At 39.3% G+C, this 21,580-nt stretch carries 20 protein-coding genes and 1 riboswitch; of the genes, 3 read left to right on the top strand and 17 right to left on the bottom strand.

The genetic code is table 11. The features are described from left to right. Positions 1 to 20 precede the first annotated feature (20 nt). Both FS608_RS12200 and FS608_RS12195 read right to left on the bottom strand, forming a co-directional pair. Positions 21 to 1,199 carry a hypothetical protein gene (locus tag FS608_RS12200; protein WP_144550313.1) on the bottom strand — a complete coding sequence of 393 codons (1,179 nt, stop codon included), beginning with the start codon at positions 1,197 to 1,199 and terminating at the stop codon, positions 21 to 23. Positions 1,200 to 1,519: 320 nt separating this feature from the next. Further along, entirely contained in the window at positions 1,520 to 2,383 is an 864-nt protein-coding gene (locus FS608_RS12195; protein ID WP_144550654.1) for a DUF1259 domain-containing protein, read from the bottom strand. Positions 2,384 to 2,632: 249 nt separating this feature from the next. On the opposite strand from FS608_RS12195, the gene FS608_RS12190 reads away from it, so the two are divergent. After that, on the top strand, positions 2,633 to 3,502 hold the full coding sequence (locus FS608_RS12190; RefSeq protein WP_144550311.1) for a cation diffusion facilitator family transporter: 870 nt from the start codon (positions 2,633 to 2,635) through the stop codon (positions 3,500 to 3,502). Between the two features lie 99 nt (positions 3,503 to 3,601). On the opposite strand, the gene crcB (FS608_RS12185) is transcribed toward FS608_RS12190, so the two are convergent. The 6 genes from crcB (FS608_RS12185) to FS608_RS12160 form a co-directional block, all read right to left on the bottom strand. Continuing rightward, complete coding sequence (gene crcB / locus FS608_RS12185) at positions 3,602 to 3,964, bottom strand: fluoride efflux transporter CrcB (RefSeq protein WP_144550308.1); 363 nt, start codon at positions 3,962 to 3,964, stop codon at positions 3,602 to 3,604. Beyond that, entirely contained in the window at positions 3,964 to 4,359 is a 396-nt protein-coding gene (crcB, locus tag FS608_RS12180) for a fluoride efflux transporter CrcB (protein ID WP_144550306.1), read from the bottom strand. Before crcB (FS608_RS12180) ends, crcB (FS608_RS12185) begins: the two co-directional genes overlap by 1 nt. A 61-nt stretch (positions 4,360 to 4,420) precedes the next feature. Continuing rightward, positions 4,421 to 4,482: riboswitch (Fluoride riboswitch) on the bottom strand. A 63-nt stretch (positions 4,483 to 4,545) separates the two neighbouring features. Further along, positions 4,546 to 5,349 carry a prohibitin family protein gene (locus FS608_RS12175; protein ID WP_144550304.1) on the bottom strand — a complete coding sequence of 268 codons (804 nt, stop codon included), beginning with the start codon at positions 5,347 to 5,349 and terminating at the stop codon, positions 4,546 to 4,548. A gap of 106 nt (positions 5,350 to 5,455) precedes the next feature. Further along, positions 5,456 to 7,180: a putative bifunctional diguanylate cyclase/phosphodiesterase gene (locus tag FS608_RS12170; RefSeq protein ID WP_144550302.1), complete on the bottom strand. Its 1,725-nt coding sequence runs from the start codon at positions 7,178 to 7,180 to the stop codon at positions 5,456 to 5,458. Between the two features lie 54 nt (positions 7,181 to 7,234). Next, a complete protein-coding gene (locus FS608_RS12165; protein WP_144550300.1) occupies positions 7,235 to 7,516 on the bottom strand; it encodes a PAS domain-containing protein in 282 nt (93 codons plus the stop codon). Positions 7,517 to 7,713: 197 nt separating this feature from the next. Next, a complete protein-coding gene (locus FS608_RS12160; RefSeq protein WP_144550298.1) occupies positions 7,714 to 8,496 on the bottom strand; it encodes a phytanoyl-CoA dioxygenase family protein in 783 nt (260 codons plus the stop codon). A gap of 118 nt (positions 8,497 to 8,614) precedes the next feature. Here FS608_RS12160 and FS608_RS12155 point away from each other — a divergent pair, with 118 nt between their 5' ends. Beyond that, on the top strand, positions 8,615 to 9,508 hold the full coding sequence (locus FS608_RS12155) for a helix-turn-helix transcriptional regulator (protein ID WP_186328698.1): 894 nt from the start codon (positions 8,615 to 8,617) through the stop codon (positions 9,506 to 9,508). A 155-nt stretch (positions 9,509 to 9,663) separates the two neighbouring features. Here the strand turns inward: FS608_RS12155 and corA are convergent, their stop codons facing one another. From corA to FS608_RS12140, 3 genes are read right to left on the bottom strand one after another with little or no spacing between them, the layout of a single operon-like run. Further along, positions 9,664 to 10,611: a magnesium/cobalt transporter CorA gene (corA, locus tag FS608_RS12150; protein ID WP_144550294.1), complete on the bottom strand. Its 948-nt coding sequence runs from the start codon at positions 10,609 to 10,611 to the stop codon at positions 9,664 to 9,666. A 58-nt stretch (positions 10,612 to 10,669) separates the two neighbouring features. Beyond that, positions 10,670 to 11,407, bottom strand: a complete 738-nt coding sequence (locus FS608_RS12145; protein WP_186328697.1) for a GNAT family N-acetyltransferase — start codon at positions 11,405 to 11,407, stop codon at positions 10,670 to 10,672. A 34-nt stretch (positions 11,408 to 11,441) separates the two neighbouring features. Then, a complete protein-coding gene (locus FS608_RS12140) occupies positions 11,442 to 13,418 on the bottom strand; it encodes a S9 family peptidase (protein WP_144550290.1) in 1,977 nt (658 codons plus the stop codon). Positions 13,419 to 13,651: 233 nt separating this feature from the next. Here FS608_RS12140 and FS608_RS12135 point away from each other — a divergent pair, with 233 nt between their 5' ends. Beyond that, positions 13,652 to 13,945: a c-type cytochrome gene (locus FS608_RS12135; protein ID WP_144550288.1), complete on the top strand. Its 294-nt coding sequence runs from the start codon at positions 13,652 to 13,654 to the stop codon at positions 13,943 to 13,945. 207 nt (positions 13,946 to 14,152) lie between these two features. Here the strand turns inward: FS608_RS12135 and FS608_RS12130 are convergent, their stop codons facing one another. The 6 genes from FS608_RS12130 to FS608_RS12105 all read right to left on the bottom strand — a co-directional run bounded on the left by FS608_RS12130 (position 14,153) and on the right by FS608_RS12105 (position 21,568). Next, complete coding sequence (locus tag FS608_RS12130) at positions 14,153 to 15,262, bottom strand: Ger(x)C family spore germination protein (protein WP_144550286.1); 1,110 nt, start codon at positions 15,260 to 15,262, stop codon at positions 14,153 to 14,155. After that, the gene (locus tag FS608_RS12125) at positions 15,259 to 16,359 is read right to left on the bottom strand and encodes a GerAB/ArcD/ProY family transporter (RefSeq protein WP_144550284.1); all 1,101 of its coding nucleotides are present in this window, start codon (positions 16,357 to 16,359) and stop codon (positions 15,259 to 15,261) included. The genes FS608_RS12130 and FS608_RS12125 overlap by 4 nt, the downstream gene beginning before the upstream one ends. Next, positions 16,340 to 17,890, bottom strand: coding sequence for a spore germination protein (locus FS608_RS12120; RefSeq protein ID WP_144550282.1), 1,551 nt, complete (start codon positions 17,888 to 17,890; stop codon positions 16,340 to 16,342). The genes FS608_RS12125 and FS608_RS12120 overlap by 20 nt, the downstream gene beginning before the upstream one ends. Before the next feature lie 362 nt (positions 17,891 to 18,252). After that, entirely contained in the window at positions 18,253 to 19,260 is a 1,008-nt protein-coding gene (locus FS608_RS12115; RefSeq protein WP_144550280.1) for a MupG family TIM beta-alpha barrel fold protein, read from the bottom strand. After that, the gene (locus FS608_RS12110; protein ID WP_144550278.1) at positions 19,257 to 20,618 is read right to left on the bottom strand and encodes a PTS transporter subunit EIIC; all 1,362 of its coding nucleotides are present in this window, start codon (positions 20,616 to 20,618) and stop codon (positions 19,257 to 19,259) included. Before FS608_RS12110 ends, FS608_RS12115 begins: the two co-directional genes overlap by 4 nt. A gap of 95 nt (positions 20,619 to 20,713) precedes the next feature. Further along, the gene (locus FS608_RS12105; protein ID WP_144550276.1) at positions 20,714 to 21,568 is read right to left on the bottom strand and encodes a MurR/RpiR family transcriptional regulator; all 855 of its coding nucleotides are present in this window, start codon (positions 21,566 to 21,568) and stop codon (positions 20,714 to 20,716) included. Positions 21,569 to 21,580: the final 12 nt, after the last annotated feature.

Here is a 21,580-nt window from a genome sequence, read left to right as displayed (position 1 = left end):
AACAAGGTTTTTCCTCTGCATTATTTCGCTTTTTCTACGATTGTATTCAGAGTGGAAATAAGTTCTTTCACTTGCGCTTCACCAGCCGCTTTATCTTTCGCTTTTGCAGTTTCAACATATTTCTGTGCTTTTTCATTGAGTGATTTATAAGCATCTTCACCCAGAAGGGTCTTGATATCTTCACCGATAATGTCAATAAATAATGCACCTTCTAAACCAGTAACAACGGCTTTATCATCTTTGCCAATTAGTTCTTTACTTTCCTCATATTCACCCATCGCAATTTTTGCAAAGCCGCGAACAAATGCTTTATTTACAGCAGCTGGATCTAAAGCTTTTACATCTGATTCAAGTGAAAATGATTTATCGATAAAGGCAGTTTCATCTGCAGCATTCTTACTGAAATATCCGTATAAAGATTGGAAGAATGCCCAGCCTTCTGCCTGCTCTACCTTAGCAGCCACAGCATCCACTTTTGCTTCAGCAGCTGTCTTTGTAGCATATCCATTAGGAAGAGCCCCAGTTGCAAGATAGAATGTTTTCATTAACGTTTTATCAACAACTTGTTTTCCTAAGTTAAAGCTAAGTAGATCATTATTTTTTACGGCCTCATCAATTTCGTTAAATCCGCCATCAATAACACTAACAAGGTTTGTTCCATACGCTGCATCACGCTTTTCAACAGTTGTCTTTAGGATTGCATAGTACTCTTTTGCTTCTTCAAGTTCACCTTTAACTTCGTCCGTGTTACCCCATAGTTCTGTTACTTCTGTAAAATCGTGTTTAACTGATGTATAAAATACTTTTTGCATTAATTTATCAAAAATTTGTCTAACTACAACTTTATCCATAGTTCCGTCTTTACCAGCAGTAAGTGCTGTTGTGATTTTATCATCAATTGTATCTTCAAATTCTGAGTCTCGGCTTTTAACCAACTCTTTTAAATTTTCATTATATAACGAAGTAACTTTATCAAAATCAACTTCTTTACCTTCTTTAGCTTTATCAAGCTCTGTTAATGCTTCTGTAAAAACATCAGCATACGCTGCTTCCTCTTTTTCCTCAACTTCTTTCTTCTCAGAAGCTTTTTCCTTGTTCTCCACTTTTGGTTTGCTTTCTGTTTCTTCTGCTTTTCCGCAAGCCCCTAATATTAATGAAAGGGCTGCCAAGGCTGCTAGCATTTTAAATCTAATCGACATTTTGTTTTCCCCCGGTTTTGTTTTGTTTGTTTTGTCGTTCTATTTGATAATGATTATCATTCACATTTTCAATTATAATAGAGAATGATTATCAATGTCAATAAAAATTAATATATGTAACAAAATATTCACTAATTTCAAAAATAGTAAAAACGATCACCTTTCCACAAGATGGTTCCATATTTTATTTCAAAATCTCTGATGCAATGATAGGAAATCCATGGATGGAACATAAACACTAATGAGGGATAGTTCAAACAAAAAAGCCCTTAACGGGCTTTTTTAAGTTAAGTGTAATTGTTATTCTTAAAAACAAACAATTAAGAAGGTCTTACTTCTTCATTTGTTAATACCTGTAAAGCATCTCGAACAGCTAGTGCAAACCTTACTGGATTATCTATCTTTTCAAAATGAATATACATCAATCTCGGATTTTCAAATAGCCAGTGATTATGAAAAGCGGTCACAATAATATTGTGTTCACGGAGCCTGTCAATGAACGGGTTAATCTCTTCTTGCAAAATAACTGTTTCACCACTACAAAGTGCTCTACCAGATGAGGTTAAAGACTCAAATGTAAACATCTGAGGAATAGCTAGGAAAGACCTAGTTCGTCTCCCCAAAATTTGCGGCATAATATTTGTTCGCGATCTCATAATCATACAGATCCCATTTTCGAACGTATGCATACCATCAAGGATTCTATGAAATTCTTCGCACAACTCTTCTGCTTGACTATTTACACGTGCTCTACCATTTAGAACCCTTCCCACATTTCGAGTAGTCAAAACTTCAAGAGCATTTCTAACTTTTCTTGCAAAAGAAAGTGGTTCATCGATTGATTCAAAATGGATATACATCAAGCGTGGTACATCAAATAGCCAATGATTGTGGAGAGCCGTTACAATAATCCCGTTTGCCCGTAAACGGGAAATAAAAGGATTAATCTCCTCTTGAAGAATAACAGTTTCCCCAAGACACAATGCTCTTCCCTCGCTATCAATATTCTCAAACGAAAATGCTTGTGGCACAAACATAAACGATTCTGCTCTACGCCCCAACACAACTGGGTGGAGGTTTGTCCGAGATTTAGTCGCTGTACAAACTCCATTAATAACAGACGGTGTAGCACCAAGGATATCAGCAAATTGCCTGCAGAGGTTAGAAGGCTGCATATTGCTCATTTCATTCAAATGATCATCCCCTAAAAACATTTCTCACAAAATAAATTATGCAAAATAACTTTTTTGGACAGGGCAATATAGTTAATTTTTTAAAGGTTGTAGTGAAAGGATAAGAGATATTGCTAGTTTCCCTAGTGAAACTTTTTTTCACTGCCATTACTTAGTTTGAAGGATGACAAAAGGTTTCTCTAGACCCACTAGTTATTTTTATCCCATAATAAAAATAGAAGAATGGCGGGGGATTGAAATATGAACGAACAGGGATATTTGGATTTGAGAAGAGGAGAACGTGGAGCGATTATAAGCATTATTGCTTACATAGTCTTATCTTCAATAAAATTATCAGTCGGTTTTATAGCTAACTCTGAAGCCTTAAAAGCAGACGGTTTAAATAATGTCACAGATATTATTGCATCAATAGCTGTATTGATTGGTCTTAAATTATCACAGCGGCCGCCCGATGATGATCATCCTTATGGGCACTGGAAAGCTGAAACAGTTGCCTCCATGGTCGCTTCATTTATTATGATTGCTGTGGGAATACAAGTAACATACGAAGCGATTTCGAGTCTTTTTTATGGAAGAAATGAAACCCCAGATTTAGTTTCTGCATGGACCGGTCTCTTTTGTGCTCTGGTTATGTATTTGGTTTATCGATATAATAAAAAATTAGCTAGAAAAATTAATAGCCAATCTGTTATGGCAGCAGCAAAAGATAATCTTTCAGATGCATGGGTCAGTGTCGGTACCTTTATAGGAATCGTTGGTGCCCAGTTCAATCTTCCATGGCTCGACCCGATTACGGCGATAATCGTTGGATTACTCATCTGTAAGACAGGTTGGGAGATTTTTAGGGATGCTTCCCATCATTTGACCGATGGATTTGATGAAAAACAAATAGAGACATATAAAGAAACGATCATTGATTGTCACGGGGTTAAAGGGGTTAAAGACATTAAAGCTCGCAATTACGGTAATAACGTAGTAGTGGATATTGTGATTCTGGTAAATTCTGATTTAGATATTCGTGGAGCCCATGATATTGCAACCAAGGTTGAAAATGTATTGATTAAAGAGCATCATGTTTATGATGTACATGTCCATGTTGAACCTAATTAAATCCACAACTAAAGAGAGAGTTTACCGCAGCTTGGAAAAACTCTTTCTTTTTTTCTAAAGCTTTTCTTTTACCGGTGTCTTTCATCTCTTGTAAACACATCAAACATGGGTGCCGACTATACTTCCTATCCACGCAAAAAGAATACCTAAAAGGACCGAAGTACTTACATAAAATACGGCATGTTTAATTTCCCACTTCTGCAACATTTGGATCGTTTCGTAACCGAAGGTGGAAAAGGTGGTATATGCTCCGAGAAAACCTGTTCCACACAACAACCATAACCATTCGGGCATTCCCTTACCTAGATGTAAAACAGCCAGAAGCCCAAGTACAAAAGAACCACTAATATTAATGATCCATGTGGCAAGTGGGAATTTGTATGTTGTCTTGCTCGTAATCCATTTCCCCAGCTGAAATCTCAAAATTGCACCAAATATGCCCCCAATACCGACAAATAGCATTATCTCGCTCCTCTACTCCGTTGATTTTCGGACTGAAATCCAGCCAATTTTACACCAATTAAGGCCAGAGTGATTCCTCCTAAAACGCTTAAAAGTACATAGAGCAAGGCCACATTCATCTGATGATTTTTAATTAAATTCAATGTTTCAACGGAAAAGGTTGAAAACGTGGTAAAGGCACCTGTAAATCCTGTTCCAATCGCTAATTTTAAATTCGGATTAATATCCCTTCGATTTACTATAATGGTAAAAAACCACGCAAGAAATAGGCAGCCCAATAGATTAATGGTCAAGGTACCGAATGGGAATCCATTGGTTGGAGAAATCAATTTCCCTATCAAATAACGAAGGATTGCTCCAAAAAAGCCGCCTATCCCAACCGCGAAAATAGTCATATCAAACGACCCCTTATAAAATTTCTCTATAAAATAAAACAGACTCCTACCAGTAATGCAATCACTAGTAGGAGCCATTAGTCAAAAAGACGGTTTATGGCGAACTCCATCGCCTATTGAATAGGATAATTATATAAGAAACTTTATATGAAAACAAATGAAAGTAATGGGTGTTACTAAATTAAATTATTTTTTCGAAAGTCCCTCTACATCTATAAACGGAGTAGCTCCACCTGTAACACTTGGCAGGTGTCCATCCCATTTTTCCAACGCCTTTTCTTGGACTTCGATTTGTTTTAATTGGATCAGTTCCTCGGTTACTTCTTGTTTTTTCAATCGTAAAGCTTCTGCTTCTGCACCCGCCTGAGCCACTTTCTGCTCGGCTTCGATTCTGACTCGTTCAAGATCTCTTTTTGCACGTAATGCATTTTGTTCGGCGGTTTGTTTCGATTCAATCGCCTTATTGAATTCATCACTAAAGGCAAATTCTTTGATATTAATATCTTCAAGAATCATATAATATTTTGTTAATTTACCAGCGAGCATATCCTTCACTTTCGCCGATACTTCCGGCCGTTTTGAGATTAATTCTTCTGCGGTGTACTGGGCGGTAATTGCCTTTAGTGATTCGGCAATGGCTGGGTCAACGATTCGGGTGCGATAATCCAAGCCGATCTCTTGATAAAGCTTATTCACGGCTTCCGGATCAGCAGAATAGTTAACAGCCACCATCGCAGTGACCATTTGCAGATCCTTTGAGGCCGCTGTTTGTGAACTTTCTTCTTTTTGGACTCGGACTTCAATCGGCTGTACGGTTTGAATGAATGGAATCTTAAAATGAAATCCTTCCGTTAGAATCGTCGGTTTAACGGCACCTAATTGTAACAAAACCCCTCGATATCCAGAATCCACGGTAGTACCAGAAAAAAAGCCAACCACGATAATCACCAGCGCAACGAGTCCGCTAATTATTGATTTCGTATAGTTCATTCTGATCACACCCCTTTAAAACACTTTATGAAAAAAGTTCCAGATTTATACAGATGAAAACAAGGACTTACCCGCTCTATAAAATGCATATGCGGGAAATCCCTGTTTAAAAAAACTTCTCCACCAGCTCGACAGAAGTGGGTCTGCTAAAATAGTATCCTTGCATTTTATGGCAGCCAATACTGCATAGATAATGGTATTGCTCCATGGTCTCGACACCTTCAGCGACCACATTCATCCCCAGGTTTCTGCCCATGGCCACCAGCGCCCGGCAAATGGACTTTTGGTTTTTATGTTCTAAACCCTGGATAAACGATTTATCAATCTTGATCGTATTAAATGGATATTGAACAAGATAACTTATTGATGAATAACCAATTCCAAAATCATCAAGAATGATATCAACCTCATATTCTTGTAATTCTTGAATTGTTTTCAAAGTTCTCTCGACATTTGTCATCGCCGTTCTTTCGGTTATTTCAATTTTTATTAATTCAGGCGGTAAGTCATACCTTTCTAATGAATGTTTAATCGTTTCAATAAAATCTTCCTGATGGATTTGCCGAGCAGGAACATTAATAGATATATAAAAAGGCGGTAAATTCTTATCCAGCCATAACCGGCGCTGTCTGCAAACCGCCGCCAAAACCCAATTGCTCAGTTTAATAATCAGGTCGGATTCCTCAGCAATCTGGATAAATTCACCTGGTGAAATACTTCCCAAGACAGGATGCTCCCAACGGAGGAGGGCTTCCAAACCGATAGCCTTCTTGGTATATACATCAAAAATGGGCTGATATTCTAAATACAACTCATTTTTTTCAATAGCCTGATGAAGATATTGTTCAAGGAGCATTTTTCGAGACAGACTAGTAGACATACCTAGTTGATATTGCTGAATGCCCGTCCTATTCTCCTTTGCCAGATACATCGCCTGATCGGCTCTCATCATGAGTACATCGCCATCATTACCATGATCCGGAAAAATACTTGTTCCAATACTGACGCTTATCCTGTACTCATGTTCAAGCAGTCTGATCGGCTCTTCAACCACTTTGCTTATTTTTGCGGCTATTTCACCAATCACTTGTGCATTCGGCAGATTTTTTAATAAAATGACAAATTCATCTCCACCTTGACGTGAAATGACATCTTCAGCACGAATATGACTTTTTAACCGATACGCGATGATTTTAATCAATCGATCACCCATTTTGTGCCCCAGTGAATCATTGATATCCTTGAATCGATCAATATCGATAAATAAGATCCCTGCAAACTGGTTATTTCGCTTCGCTTCTATAATGGCTGTACAAAGCTGTTCATCAAATTTCCTGCGATTCGGCAAGCCCGTTAATGGATCATGAAAGGCTAAATAGGTTAATTCTTCCTCGTTTCTTTTCCGCTGACTAATATCCATCACAACACGATCAAATCTCACAGGGCCATTGGATTGCTCATCAAAAATGGGTACGATATAATCAAAAACCCATTTCTCCATCCCATGAAAGGTGCGAATCCGGTATTCAAGTTTAGCAGACTGCCCCTTTTCCAATAAATTCAGTTGCGCTAGGACGTCCGTTTTATCATGCGGATGGATAACTTCCATCCACAAACAAGGGTTCTGGATAAATTCCTCCTCGGAATAACCCAAAATGCGCTGGCAGGATGAGGATATTTGAATGGTCTCCATCGTTTTTGCATCAATAGACCATAAACAAATATCAATTTCGTTAAAAATACGATCCCACTTGCTCGGATCATAGAGTTGACGGAAAACAGCCCCTTTATTGGAACGGTCCAAAATATAGCTGCATATTCCTAGAACCAATCCACGGATCTCAAGCGGGATCGAGACGATAGTTACCGGAATATTTTTCCCGTTCTAATGCCTGATTTCTAACAGAAACTGAGGGCTTTCTCCCGTTAGGACGGTTTGAAAGTGCTCGATTGTTTTATCGATATATTTATCATCTAATTGAGAGAGAAAACTCCTTTTGAAATCTTTTTCACGTTGATACCCAGTTAACTGGATCATTGCATCATTTGAAAAGACAATTGTACCTTCAAGATCAAGAATAGAGCAAGGCACAGGCAGATTGAGCAGAACGGATTTAAAGGTTTGAATAAACAAACTTAAATCCGACTTTAGGCCTTGATTTCTCATAGAGGACTCCTCTCAATGGTTTATGCATAATTACTCATTATTTATTATCTGTATACCGTATATCATAAAGGAAATGTCGGAATTTGACTGTTTCAAATGTCACTAGATTGTGGCAGTTTTTTAACAATAAAAAAGCGTAAAGACCCTTAGGGATTCTTTACGCTTTCCTAGTTAATTTCCGTTTTTAACTTTCTACATCAATTCACTACTTTTGAGGCAAAATCAGCATGATAATCACGGAAGGTTGGATTTTCTCCACAGACCATCAAGCCCTGCCCCCAGTTTACATGTACATCGGCAGTCGGTTTATCCATTGGATCACGATATTGGAATAATACGTTTCTACGCGGCCGGTCACTTCGATTACTATCAGAACCGTGTATAGTTAAATAATTAAAAAACAAAACGTCGCCTGCTTCGGCAGGGCACGGGGTCCCTATGGAAATCGGATATTCCTTATGATTTAAGTAGTGACGACCTACATGAGAGATGGGACCTTCTTTATGAGATTTTGGGATGACCCTCAGGCATCCGTTTTCCAAGTCTGCATCATCAAGATGAACACTAGCAGCCAACATGGTATGACTTTCATGAGGAAAATAGGGATGATCCTGATGCATGGGAAATGCTGCTCCCTTTTCAGGTGGCTTAACCAGCATTTTGGAATGATGTAATTGAACGTTCGGTCCGATCAGCTTTTGCAAAATCGACACCATATTCGGATGGATGACGGCCCTGGAAAAGGATGCATCATGATAATGAACATCATGAAACCCTTTTAACACCAGTTTCTTTAACTCGTTTGCCGGGATGTACTCCCCTTGCCATGCATGGTTACGATCATGTTTTGTATTGGCTGCCCGTTGAATAATGCGTTCTACCGCCGTCTTCATAATCTCTACTTCCTCTTTCGAAAAAACCCCTTTAGCAAGCAAGTATCCATTTTCTTTGTAAAATTCTGCATCCTTTACAGTAATCATTCCATATCCTCCTTTAAGGTTGATCGTATAATTGTTATAATTTTAAGAAAATAATAGATTTCTGTCTTTATCAAATTAGGCTGTTTTTTTGTCTTATGAGGACATTGGGGGGATATTATTGATCGTCCAATCATGTAAACACAGTGAAGGTATTTTAAATCAATATGCCCTGGGGCCGCTTGGAGAAGAAATTGCCTTTAAGGTGAATTATTGGGGAGTCAACCCGAAACATTTCAACAATCCCATACATAGGCATTCTTTTTTTGAAGTGTGTTACGTACTAAATGGAGAAGGACTTTATAAAGACTTGGATGAACAATATCCGTTAAAGAAAGGGACATTATTTTTATCTCGTCCAAACATTCATCACCAAATATTAAGTGAAACAGGCTTGTTTCTTGTATTTGTCGCATTTGAGATTTTACATGAAAAATCATTTGATGAGGCCATCCGCAAGTATAATCAACTGGCGAAAACCAATAGGATTTGTGTCAGTGTGGCGGATGATTCCCCAACGGCCCTAATCTGGAGGGCATTGGTAGATTACACGTCAAACAGCAGGGCGGAAGATTTTATCTTCATTACAAATATGGCACACACACTTATACTATCCTTTAATTCTTTATTTTCCGAAGCAAATCAGCAAAACCGAAGTCCTGAAAAGATGTTTTCGAATAGTTCCCCAACCCATTTATATCAAGCAAAACTATTTATTCGTGATAATTTATCAGAACCCTTGAAGCTAGAAGATGTCGCCGACTACCTTCACATATCCAGTCGTCATTTATCAAGGCTGTTTTCCAATGAACTGTGTGAAAGTTTCTCCACTTTTATTCGCAAGGAAAGGGTAAAAGAGGCGGCCCGTCTGCTTGAAATGACAAGCCTTCCGATTAAAGAAATCGCTGATGTTACCGGTTTTGGATCCGTACATTACTTTACACGCGTATTTACTTCGGTGATGAACGTTTCACCTGCTTGGTATCGAAAGGATTACCTGAAAAAGAAAATTTAAACAAAAAAAGGAGCTCCCAAAAAAAAGAGTTTTGCCTACACAAGGTATCTACTAAATTAAAAAGTGCATAAAAAAAGGCAGAGAGATATCAACTCTCTGCCTTTCAAGCTAACCATTTCAATATTTCAGAATTTTATCAGCTGTTTGGTTGATGGTTACTTTTTAAATAACCAGCCTTTTTTGTAAAACCATAAAATCATTACAGTTACTATGATCGCCATAACCGCTAGAGTGAAAAAATAGCCGTATTTCCAATGTAACTCTGGCATATGATCAAAATTCATTCCGTATACGCCCACAATAAATGTAAGTGGCATAAAAATGGTTGTTATAACTGTAAGTGTCATCATGATGGAATTCATTCGATTGGATTGGATGGACATATAATTCTCCCTCATATCAGAAGTAACGTCTTGATTATAAGCAACCATGTCCGTTAACTTCAGCAAGTGATCGTAGATATCAGCAAAATAATGGTGAATTTGCTTTGTGTCCTGAATCCGCTTAGAGTTTATCATTCGGTATAACAAATCTCTCATCGGAATGATCGTTTTCCGCAAACGAATCAGATCTCTGCGAATCTCATAAACCTCTTCGATAATTCTTTTGCTGCTTGATTCCTTCTCTTCATATTCATTTAGTTTGTCCTCAATTTGATGCAAAATCGGAAAATAGCAATCTACTAATTCATCTATAATGCGATGAAGAACATATAACGGTCCAACCATTTCCATTTCCTTACTAGCAAATAATTTTTGCTTTACCACGTCTATCGCCTCTTCCTTTTCCTTATGAAAAGAAACGACATAGTTTTCTCCAACAAAAACATCTATCTCCTCGCACCTTATTGTTTTACCTAATGAATGTAAAACAAAGAAAAGTACTTCACCATAATAATTCATATTGGGGCGCTGGATAAAATGTAGACAATCCTCAATCGCTAAGGGATGAAAGTGGAAAAATTCACTTAACAACTTTGTTTCCTCATCAGTTGGTTCCTCAAAATCCACCCAATAAAATTTGAATCGATCTGACCTTAAGTCCTCCATCTTTACATCTTTTATCAACTGGTTCTCTTGTGAAATAGCATAGGTGAAAATCATTTATAAACCTCACTTTATTGAATTTCTATCAAACTTTTGGGCAGGAGTGGAACGGGTATTATTCTAACCAGTAACAACCTCTAACAATTGCATTTATTTCTTCATATCCAGCTTTATTATATACTTTTATTGCATTTGGATTGTGGGCATATAAATAACTGGTTGTGTTTAGTGTCTTATCATTAAAATCAGTCATAAAGTTGATTAATTGGCTGCCGTATCCTTTTCCTCTTTGATCTTTTTTAGTAAATACATCATTTACTCTAGAAATATCATTTTTGCTATATAAGGAAGCTATACAAACTAATTCTTCATCAGCGAATCCACCAAACAAATAAAAATTTTCGTTATCAATCGACTTTAACAGTGATTTAAACCCCCATTCACCTTGTTCTTGATCAGAGCTGAGTAATTCATTTATGGTTTCATCTATACGATGTAACCTTTTAAAATGAAGGGTCTGAGGAATATCTATTCTTTTTTTATTTTTTTGGACAAAGAAACAAATTTCATCTAGTGATTTCTTAAATCCCTTACTTTCTAAATATTGACCAACTGAACTTTCATTTTTTGCGAATGTATACACTCGTGGAATGATATCTATTGATTGATAAAAAGTCACAATATCCTTAATCGCGAATTCATAGTCGGAATCCTCATGGATGAATGCATGATTACTATCATAAGATAAAGGATTATTTTGATCATAAAAGATTCTACCATAAGGTTTTTCTATTACCTTCGATTGAATCTCTGCAAAATTATTTTCGAAATTTATTATTTTGTCTATTAACATTTTCATATCCTCCGAATGGGATCATCTAATATCATTAAATCTCCTCCCTGAACCACTCCACAATGTAATTTAACCGGCTTTTACGTAAGCTTGGCTTGCCACTTCTGGATAACTCATGGTTTTCCTCAGGGAAACGGACAAATCTGGTTTCTTTCCCCAATCTCTTCAAAGAAATAAATAGTTGTTCCGCCTGCTCAATCGGGCAACGATAATCTTTTTCGCTATGAAGGATTAATAATGGCGTCTCTACGTTCTCTACATAAGCAAGCGGGGAATGTTTCCACAGTTTATCCACATCGCGGAAATCCCCATCAATCTGCCATTCCGTGAAATAATAGCCTATATCACTGACTCCATAAAAACTAATCCAGTTCGAAATCGAACGCTGTGTTACAGCTGCTTTAAAACGATTGGTATGCCCGACAATCCAATTCGTCATAAAGCCGCCGTAACTCCCTCCAGTGACCCCAAGACGGTTTTCATCAATAAAATCAAATTCTGCTAGCACATAATCCACAGCGAGCATTAAATCTTGATAATCGCCCCCACCGTAATCACCGCGTACTGCATTGACAAAATCCTGCCCATATCCATGACTGCCGCGTGGATTCACGTACAACACCGTGTACCCTTCCGCTGCCAAAATTTGAAACTCATTCATGAACGTATTCCCATACATCGCATGAGGACCGCCATGAATTTCAAGTAGTAATGGATATTTCTTCCCCGCCTCAAAACCAACCGGCTTCAAGAGCCAGCCATGAATCTTCCTTCCATTTGCTCCTTCATATTCAATTGGTTCCGGTTTAGAGAGAACCACGTCTTGGATATTGTTCGCTGTAGTCAGCTTCTCAAGCGGCCGCTCCCCATTTAATGCTAATAAGTATAAATCACCAATTTCTGTCGGGGTACTGATTGCTGCAATCGCTTGTCCTGATTTCGAATCAACGGACAATCCATAAACATGCTGCTCGCCGACAAGAACTGGCTTTATCCCATCTTTCAGTTGACCAAAGTAAATATTCGTACTTCCCTGCTCTGAGGTAATAAAATAAAAACCTTGGCTGTTCCCATCCCAAATTAACCCTGGGGAAGATGCACCTTGTTGAAAGTCAACCACCATATAATCACCGACAGGAACATCCAAGTCAGGTGTAAAACATGTAAATGTGCCTGTATTAATTTGATAAAGCCAGATTTTTGAGAGTGTGGCATTTTGATATTCTCGCTCATGCCCTATCATCGCAAGGTATTTTCCATCTTGGGACCAAGACACGTTTCCAAAATAGCCGGTTCCATTCGTTACAGGAGTGAGTTCTTTCTTTTCTATATTTAATAGATAAATATCATTCTTAAATGATAAATCAGCCACTTCGGCTACATCTGCCCCTACAGCAAGGTACTTCCCATCCGGTGACCAGCAATATAAACTTACATCATATGCCCCAGTGGTAAGTTGCCTTAATTCACCAGAACCAACATTCACTACAACCACTTGTTTAAATTGCCCCTGCCAAAATCCTTCGCCATCCGACTTATATCTCATTTTCGTCACTTCCAGCGGCACGGGTCTCTCTTGTTTCTTCTCCTCTGGATCGAAAATCGTTTTAGTAGATGGTAAGGAAGTGTTGAAAGCCAGCTTCATTCCATCCGGAGACCAGACAGGATTGCTCGCTCCACTTGGCAGAAAGGTTACTTGCTGTGCCTCACCACCGTTTACACTCAACACATATAGTTGATTCTTTCCGCTCCGATTGGAGACAAATGCAAGCTTAGTCCCATCAGGTGACCAGCGGGGGGTAGTATTCTTTCCTTTTCCAAACGTCCATTGAACAGACTCCGCGCCTTTTTCAAGCGTTTGAAAAAAGAGCTGTGATTGATATTCGTCATTCTCTTGATCTATCGTGGTCTGTACATAAACAAATGACCGACCATCAGGTGATAACTGTGGGTTCACCACTGACTTTAATCGATATAAATCGTCTGCTACAATTCCCTTGCTACCTGCCATCCTCGTTCCCCCCAGTTTCAATAATTACACTTCAATTATTTCGACATAGGAAATATTTTTTCCTTTTAAAGCGCCTGCTAATTCCATGATGACCTATCATTCCAGCGATTTGTCCATTACAACGCCGAAGTTTACATTTTTGTTCATATTTAAGGTGAATTTTCCCACTCAAACTCTATTAAGATAGATTTATGGAGCATTTCCACTATTAACATGTGTTTGGAGGAGACATCGTGAAACGACTTTGGGCTATTACTGCATTAGTGCTTATATTATTAACTGGCTGTTCATCGGGTAAAACAAGTACGGCTATGGACGGAGAATCAATCTATAAAGATAGTTGTGCCGCTTGTCACGGCGATAAATTACAGGGGGCTGTCGGTCCGGCAGTCACACATATGAAAAATAAATATTCAGAAGCGGAAGTCCTGAAAATCGTCAATGAAGGCACGAAAAAAATGCCTGGAAATCTATTAGATGAAGAAAAATCAGAGATTGTTACAAAATGGCTGATGGAAAATAAATAGGCAATAATGAAAGATTAGGTGGGATTCCTAATCTTTTTTGCTGCTTAGAGAAATATTTCTTTTTCTTGTAGTTTCAATTTACTCATCACCGAGTAAACTCTGAATAACTTCCAATGGAGCACTGGGAAAGCCCTACTGTTAACACAGTAAGGCTATTTTGAAGCTTCCGCTACTCACTTTCTTAGCGCCCATGTTTGATTACTTACATTACAAGACAATTCCGTTTTTGATGATTTCAACTTTCACATTTGTTTTAAACTTTATATTTTTAAAATAATCCTTCTTATCCAGCATGTCCCAAGTTTTGGGGTGAAGCGCAATCAGTCTCCTTCCAATTCCAAAAACATCACAGTTCGACTGCTGTAATTTTGTAACGACTTGATTTGCTTCTTTTGTAAGCTCCTTCGATAAAGCCTTGTTTAGTTGATCTATTTCCTTCGGAACATCCCCTTTGGGATATTCTTCTACGTTTATCTTTAAATGTAAATGTATATAAACAGAAACCTCTCCATTTTTTACTTGTACTTTTAATTTTCTTTTCATTTTGTGAACATTAAATGTAATATAGTTTTTTAATTTCTGCTCCTCATCGTTATTTACCTGTTTTGTAAATCGCGCGTATTTTCCCTTTTTGTTATTCAATAAAAGAAGGAGGGTTGAATCCTGTGGTGAAATACTTCGCACATATTTTTTTTCATTCATGAGTGCTAAGCCGACCACTACAGCGCTTTTCTTGTTATTTATTTTTAGGTAAGGAAGGACGATATCTTCTCCAGGATCAAGCATTTCTGAAGCGAGTGTCTGGATGGTTTGATTCGGAATAATGGAGTTTTCTTCTGCGCTTGTAAGAGCGTCTTGTATATATTCGCTCACGTTTGTCTCATGTTTCGGTCTAATATTAAGCAGATTAACCGCTTCACCCTCCACCACCCCAAGTGCCGCCCCCAATGAATTTCGGGGATCTCTCCAAATAACATCTAACGGTGGATAAATACCTGAAGCAGCCATTTGTTCGCCAAACAGAATCAGTTTATTTTTAGATGTATCTAATATTCCAGATATTTCTCGGTCGATTTTACGTCGGCTATCCCTTGGTGTATGACCTTTTGCAGAGAATGTTTCACTTTTTACCAAAGCTTGCGGTCCCCCTGCGGCCTCCTCGATAATGGGGATGGAAACCCCTAACAACAGATCCTCGTTATCTGTCAAATCTAAACTTAATATTTGTACCAGAACCGCATTTTTCAACAGGTGCTGGTCCCAGCATCCAGTAAGTAATAAACATAAAAGTACAAGGATAGGCTTTTTGCTTTTCATGGCTTATTCACCACTTCTTTTTTCGACAAAACCCACGAGAGAATGAGTAGAAGTACAGGTATGACCCCAATAAAAATATAGTGCGTCGGCCCAAGAAAGTGATTAAAATGTTCAAAGTCTCTTCCTTGGTCAGGAAGAAGAGCCAAGATTAAATAGAATCCTGCAACAATTGGCAGTAAGTGGGCATAGTTTTTTTTTCTAAAAAGACTGGCCAACCCCATTGAGGATAATAATAGCCAGTTCGCAATCGAAGTTGCAACGACTACTAGCCAGAGCGATAAGAAAAATAAATCCGTCCTTTCGAGAACTTGAAACGAATAGGCTTTAATCATATATAATAATGGCTCTGGAGTCAGAGCGATATCCATACTGGGCTCGAAATAGACAAGGGCTGCAAACACTAAAAAGGTATAAAAGAAGGTGACAAAAATGTTCGCTGTTGTCATGGCGATCAGCTTCTCTTTTCCGGAAGCTTGCACATAGGGATGGATAAAAAGAAACAGTTCAAAGCCCAACATAGAGAAAGCAGCTTCTTTTGAACCTTTCAATATCGTTAGAATGCTATGGTCCCCTACTGGAAAGATATACAGGAAGTTCGCATCCTTCATTGCATACACAATCAACACGAATAATACAAACAGAATGGGGGATACCAATACATAAAATCTCGCAATACTGGTTAAACCGGCACTGACGATGTAAATGCAGGTGATGAGGATTAAAACCATTGTAATCCAATTAGGGGTACGGGGTAAGATCCATTTATCCAGGATATCACTATATCTTGCTAAAACTAAGCTCCCTGTAACCATAAAATAGAGTGCATAACAGAGAATGAGTAGCTTCCCGACAACTTTCCCTAGTAATTTTGGTAGTATTTGGTACAAGGATAGCGAAGGAAATCTTTTGCTTAGTCCCCAATGGGCAAAAATAATCGCCTGTGAGATGACTCCTGCTATTAGAGTGGAAATCCAGCCATCCTGTTTGGCTACCAATGCAACATCATGGGGCAACGATAAGATTCCTACACCAATTTGGGCCTGGATAATCATAAAGACAAGCTGTTTGTTCGTAATTCTATTCTTGTTTTGTTTCATTACTTTCCCAGCCCCTTGCCAAAGATTGCTTTTTCAGGACGTTCGGTTTTGAATCAAGCGGGCGTGTATTAAATTTCCATAGGGGCAAACGGACAAACGTATCTTTAATGTCTTTTAATCGAAATGGTGCCCAAGGTGCAAAGTAGGCTGTACCAAATGATTCTAACCTGCATAAATGAGCTAAAGTAAACATAAACCCAAAAACTATCCCTACAAATCCAAAGGTTGACGCCAAAATCATATGGGGAAAACGCAAAAATCGTACGGCATCACTCATTTCAGTGGTCGGGATGCTGTAGGCTGCAATGGCCGTAATCGCTACAACCACAATCATGGTATTCGAAATGAGACCTGCACGGACAACCGCATCACCAATAACCAAACCACCGACAATACCGATGGTTTGGCCAATTCTTGATGGAAGGCGTACCCCCGCTTCACGAATTAGTTCAATGGTCAACTCCATGACAAGTGCTTCAATTAGCGGAGGAAAAGGTATATTTTTGATTGAACTTACAACCGGGAGAACTAAATCATCCGGCAGTACTTCAAAATGAAAACCAATCACCGCAATATAAATAGCAGGTAAATTAACCGCAATGAAAATGCTTACGAGTCTCAGGGAACGGATAAAGGTTCCGATCATCCAGCGTGAGTTATAATCATCAGGTGAATGGAAAAATGCAAAAAAAGTAACGGGAATAATTAAACCAGCAGGATACCCTTCCATCAACACCGCCACTCTTCCTTCATTCAAATGACCTACTACACGATCTATTCTCTCTGTACTTAAAATCTGAGGAAAGGGTGACCATGTGGAATCTTCGATCAATTCCTGAAGAGCTCCAGTACTGGGTATATAATCCATTGAAATATGATGGATCCTCCATTTGAATTCGTTGATCATTTCATGATCGGCAAGGTCTTTCATATAAACCATGGCTATTTTGGATTGAATCTGGTCACCCAATGTTAAATATTCCATGGTAAGGTTTATGGTTCTACACGATTTCCTAATTAAATGAAGATTGGTTGAAAGGTTTTCGATAAAACCTTCATGAGATCCCTGAATGACCTGTTCATTACTAGGTTCCATAATGGTCCTCTCTTTGGAGAGGCCAACTTCCACCAGGTAGAATTCTTTGGCACCATCCAAGAACATGATACAGGATCCATTTAAAAGTGCTTCTTGAGCTTTGAATAAGTTATCTGATTTAAGAAAGTTAGAAGGAAGTACACGTTCGAACTGGGCACCCTCCGCCTCCGCTTCCATCATTGGTTTTACAATATCTCTTTGAATCTTATCCTTATCTGCCATCGTATCTAAGAAAACCAAAATCCCCCGATTATTTCCTTCATGTAATTCCATAATCATTAAATCTGCTGAATCAGAAAATGTATATTTAAAAAAAGAAATATTTTCATCGATTGTATGGAATACCTCTTTAAAGGATATAGAGTCCTGATTTGAAGCAACTGGTTGAATATCCCTTTTCATGAATTTTTCTAAAGCAAGGTAAATGAATTTCATTTTTTTTCTCCATTATCAAAATGTTTCCATTATCATCCCCAGAATATGGTATATATATGTAATTTTTTGTTCTGGTAAAATAATAAAAGGCAGATTTTCAAGCTTGGGTCATTAAGAAAAAGGCAAAACAACAAGGTGACATTAATTTTGATTGAGCATATCCCCGCTTCTTGAAATAACGGATGCAAGAGTTAAAGTTAATAGAACTGCGCTTTTTTTGTTGGAGTATTAAAAAAGCACCGCAATACGCGATGCAATTTGTTGTACATATTTTTATTCATTTAAGAGTTAATTAAGGTTTTGTGACAGGTATTAGAACCCGTTAGGGAAAGCCCTTGGACTTAAGTCGACAAACACGAGAATCAAGGCCGAATCAACTTTACAAGTTGACCAGGCTGCAGTACGGAAAGCAACGGCAAATCCGCTTCCACGACCCTTCCGACCACATTGACTCGCTCATCGGGTGGAAGGTCATGAAGCGTAATTTGTACCTCTCCACGATAGCGTCCATAGCGGTCATTATCTCTAGTAATCGTCCCCAGCGGCCGCGCTACCGCATTCGCAGCGACCACCGAATCAGAGCTTCTCGTATCCATAAGCCTTATCACGTCACGGGAAAAATCAGGGCGGAGCCGGAATTCTCCATCTTGGAACCCTTCAATTCGAACCGAAACACGCTGATGACAGTCCAAATCATTTAGTCGCTTAAGCAGGTCTTCACTAACCTCGGGGTCGCCAATATAGACATCCTCTAGCCCTGCTCGGAACAACTCCAGCGCAGCCCGATATGGATCAACTTCACGATGATCTTCTAAGGTTGGCAGCCCTTCATACAAAGGGCCGCGCTTTTCACCATCTCCTGGAATATACGCACTTACCGGAATACCATAGCGTTTAAACAGCTCATTTTGCTCTTGAAAAAATGAATAAGCTAATCCCGTTTCGCGTCTTGGATAGAAATTATGCCATGCCAGCAGCTGACTAGCCTGTAACCCGCCTTCAAGCAGCACCCGCACATCTTCCTCAAACATAATGCTGGCATTAAGCGCAAGTTTGAAGTCCTTAGCCAGTTCCAAAATTGTCTCATTCGTAAAAAAGTCATCCAGCCGCAAACCGATAACGCCTAAGGATTTTAACGAAAATAAACTATCCAATCCTAAATGGGCAGGTGTTCGTGCCGATACATCTGCATAAACTTCGATTCCAGCTTCTTTTGCTGCATGCAGCAGCATTTTCGCACGGCCCGCTAGATCCCCAGACTCTTCAGGGATGTGAAGCGATGTAAATGCCCGCCTCACATTCATTTTTCCAGCAAATCTAATCCGTTCTTCTGCTAAAGGGTCATTTAAATAGAAACTAATACCGATCAATCAAACTCACCGGCCATGTCATCATTGAAGCCGAATAAATAAGTGAACAAGAATCCAGCTCCATAAGAGATTAACACACCAAGCAGATACAGCAGAACTTGCCCTGTTACTACTAAAAATGCCAGCGGTAAACCAGAAACCCCAACCGCGAAGGTTGCCACATGGAAGACAGCCTGGAACGCACCGCCGACACCTGCACCTAAGCAAGCCGTTAAGAATGGACGGCCTAATGGTAAGGTTACCCCGAAAATGAGCGGTTCGCCAATTCCGAGAATTCCGGCAGGCAGCCCCCCGCCAATCGCTCTTTTTAAACGTTTTTTCTTTGTTTTAGCGTAAATTGCAAATGCTGCTCCAACTTGTGCGGCACCACCCATAGCCAAGATTGGCAGAAGCGGGTCATTTCCAAGTGTATTAATTAACTCGAGATGAATCGGTGTTAATCCTTGATGTAAACCAGTGACAACGAGCGGCAGGAAGGTGGCCCCAAGAACAAATCCAGCCACGACACCACCCACATCAAGCAGTGAAGTTAATCCTTTTGTAATCGCATCTGAAACAAAACCACCAAGCGGCATAAAGACAAGATAAGTTACAATACCAGTAATCAATAAAGCAACCGTTGGCGTGATAAATAGGTCAAGCGATTGTGGAACATAACGACGAACGCGTTTTTCGACAAGGGCAATAAAGATAGCGGCAAATAATACGCCGATTAAGCCGCCGCGACCAGGAAGTAAGGCGGTATCAAACAATTTTATCCCTGCTACCGCTGGGTTAATGATTAAAATACCGGCAATTGCCCCGAGTGCGGGTGAACCGCTGAACTCTTTCGCTGCATTGGTACCAACTAAGATGCCAAGGTACCCAAATAAACCGCTTCCAATAACCGACAAGATGGTCGCCAGTTGAGAATCTGCTGCTAACCAGCCCGCTTGGACGATCGCTTTGGTGATTCCTGTAATCAATCCGGAGGCAACAAGTGCCGGGATTAATGGAATGAAAATACTAGAGATTTTTCGTAAAAACAACTTAAACGGTGTCGCATTCTTTTGGTTGATTTCTGCCTTTTTGCTCGCTGCCTTTTCTTTCAAATCGATCCCGCCAGCATCTTCTATTAATCTGCCAAACTCTTCTGTGACTCTATTTACTTTTCCAGGGCCAAGGATAATTTGGAGGGTTTCTTCCTCCACCACTCCCATGACTCCTTCAATTTTCTTTATGGCCGCTTGGTTGACAATCGAGTTATCCTTTGGTGTCACACGAAGTCTCGTCATACAATGCGTGTAATTTTCAATATTTGCTGGTCCGCCTAATTCTTCAAGAATCTTTTCTGCTAAAATTTTGTTCTCTCCAGCCATGTTCATTCCCCTCTCTCCGTTGTTTATTTGTAAAAGTGAACTAATTTCCCTAAGGTCAGCGAATGGAAAGTGTTCACATCACCTCCCAAAAATGGCTATTTCCCTTGTTTGATAAACCGGATCGCTTCTCTTGTTTTATCAATGGATTGAATCGTATCCTCATATTGGACGGTGGCCATCGATAAAAACAAAATATCCATGATATATAACTGCGCCAGGCGTGAGGAAGTTGCTGCACTTCGGAAAGGAGCCTCTCCAGAATCAGCAGTAAACAACTTAATATCTGCTAGAGCAGAGACCGTTGATTGCCCATATTTCGTTAAACTTATCGTGTTCACTCCACGTTCTTTCGCGAGTGCCATGACTTTAATAACCTCAGGTGTTTCTCCCGAGTGTGAGATTCCAAACACGAGATCATCCTTATTGGCATTGGCAATTAAGGTTGCAACAAGGTGTGTATCCGTAAAAGCGGTTGCATTTTTATGAACCCTAAGGAGCTTCTGCTGTGCATCCTTAGCGATGATGCTTGAAGCACCAATTCCAAAGAAATGAACATTTTGAGCAGCCGACAAGGTGTGAACAGCACGTTCCAATTCATCGTAATTAATCATTTCTTCCGAGTCGCGAATGCTCTGGATACTATTGCTCGTTGTTTTCTGAGCGATGGAGAAAAACGATTCCCCGGGCTCAATGTCACGGTACCCTTGTTCCACTGGTTTCACTAAATCGCCTGCAATTCTAACCTTTAAATCCTGAAAACCATTTAAACCTAATGATTTACATAATCTAATCACAGCCGCCCCACTTGTTTGTGCCTGCAAACCGATGTCATGGACGGTACTGTTTAAAATCACCTGAGGATTTTCAAGAATCAATTCAGCAATTTTCCGCTCGGAAGCCGGAAGCTGTTCCAACATATTTTGAATCATTTTTAATCCGCCTGCTGCCACACCAAAGACCAC

This window comes from Bacillus sp. X1(2014), assembly GCF_007678255.1.
The sequence above is the reverse complement of the archived record's forward strand: the minus strand, read 5'-3'. Positions and strand labels throughout refer to the sequence as shown.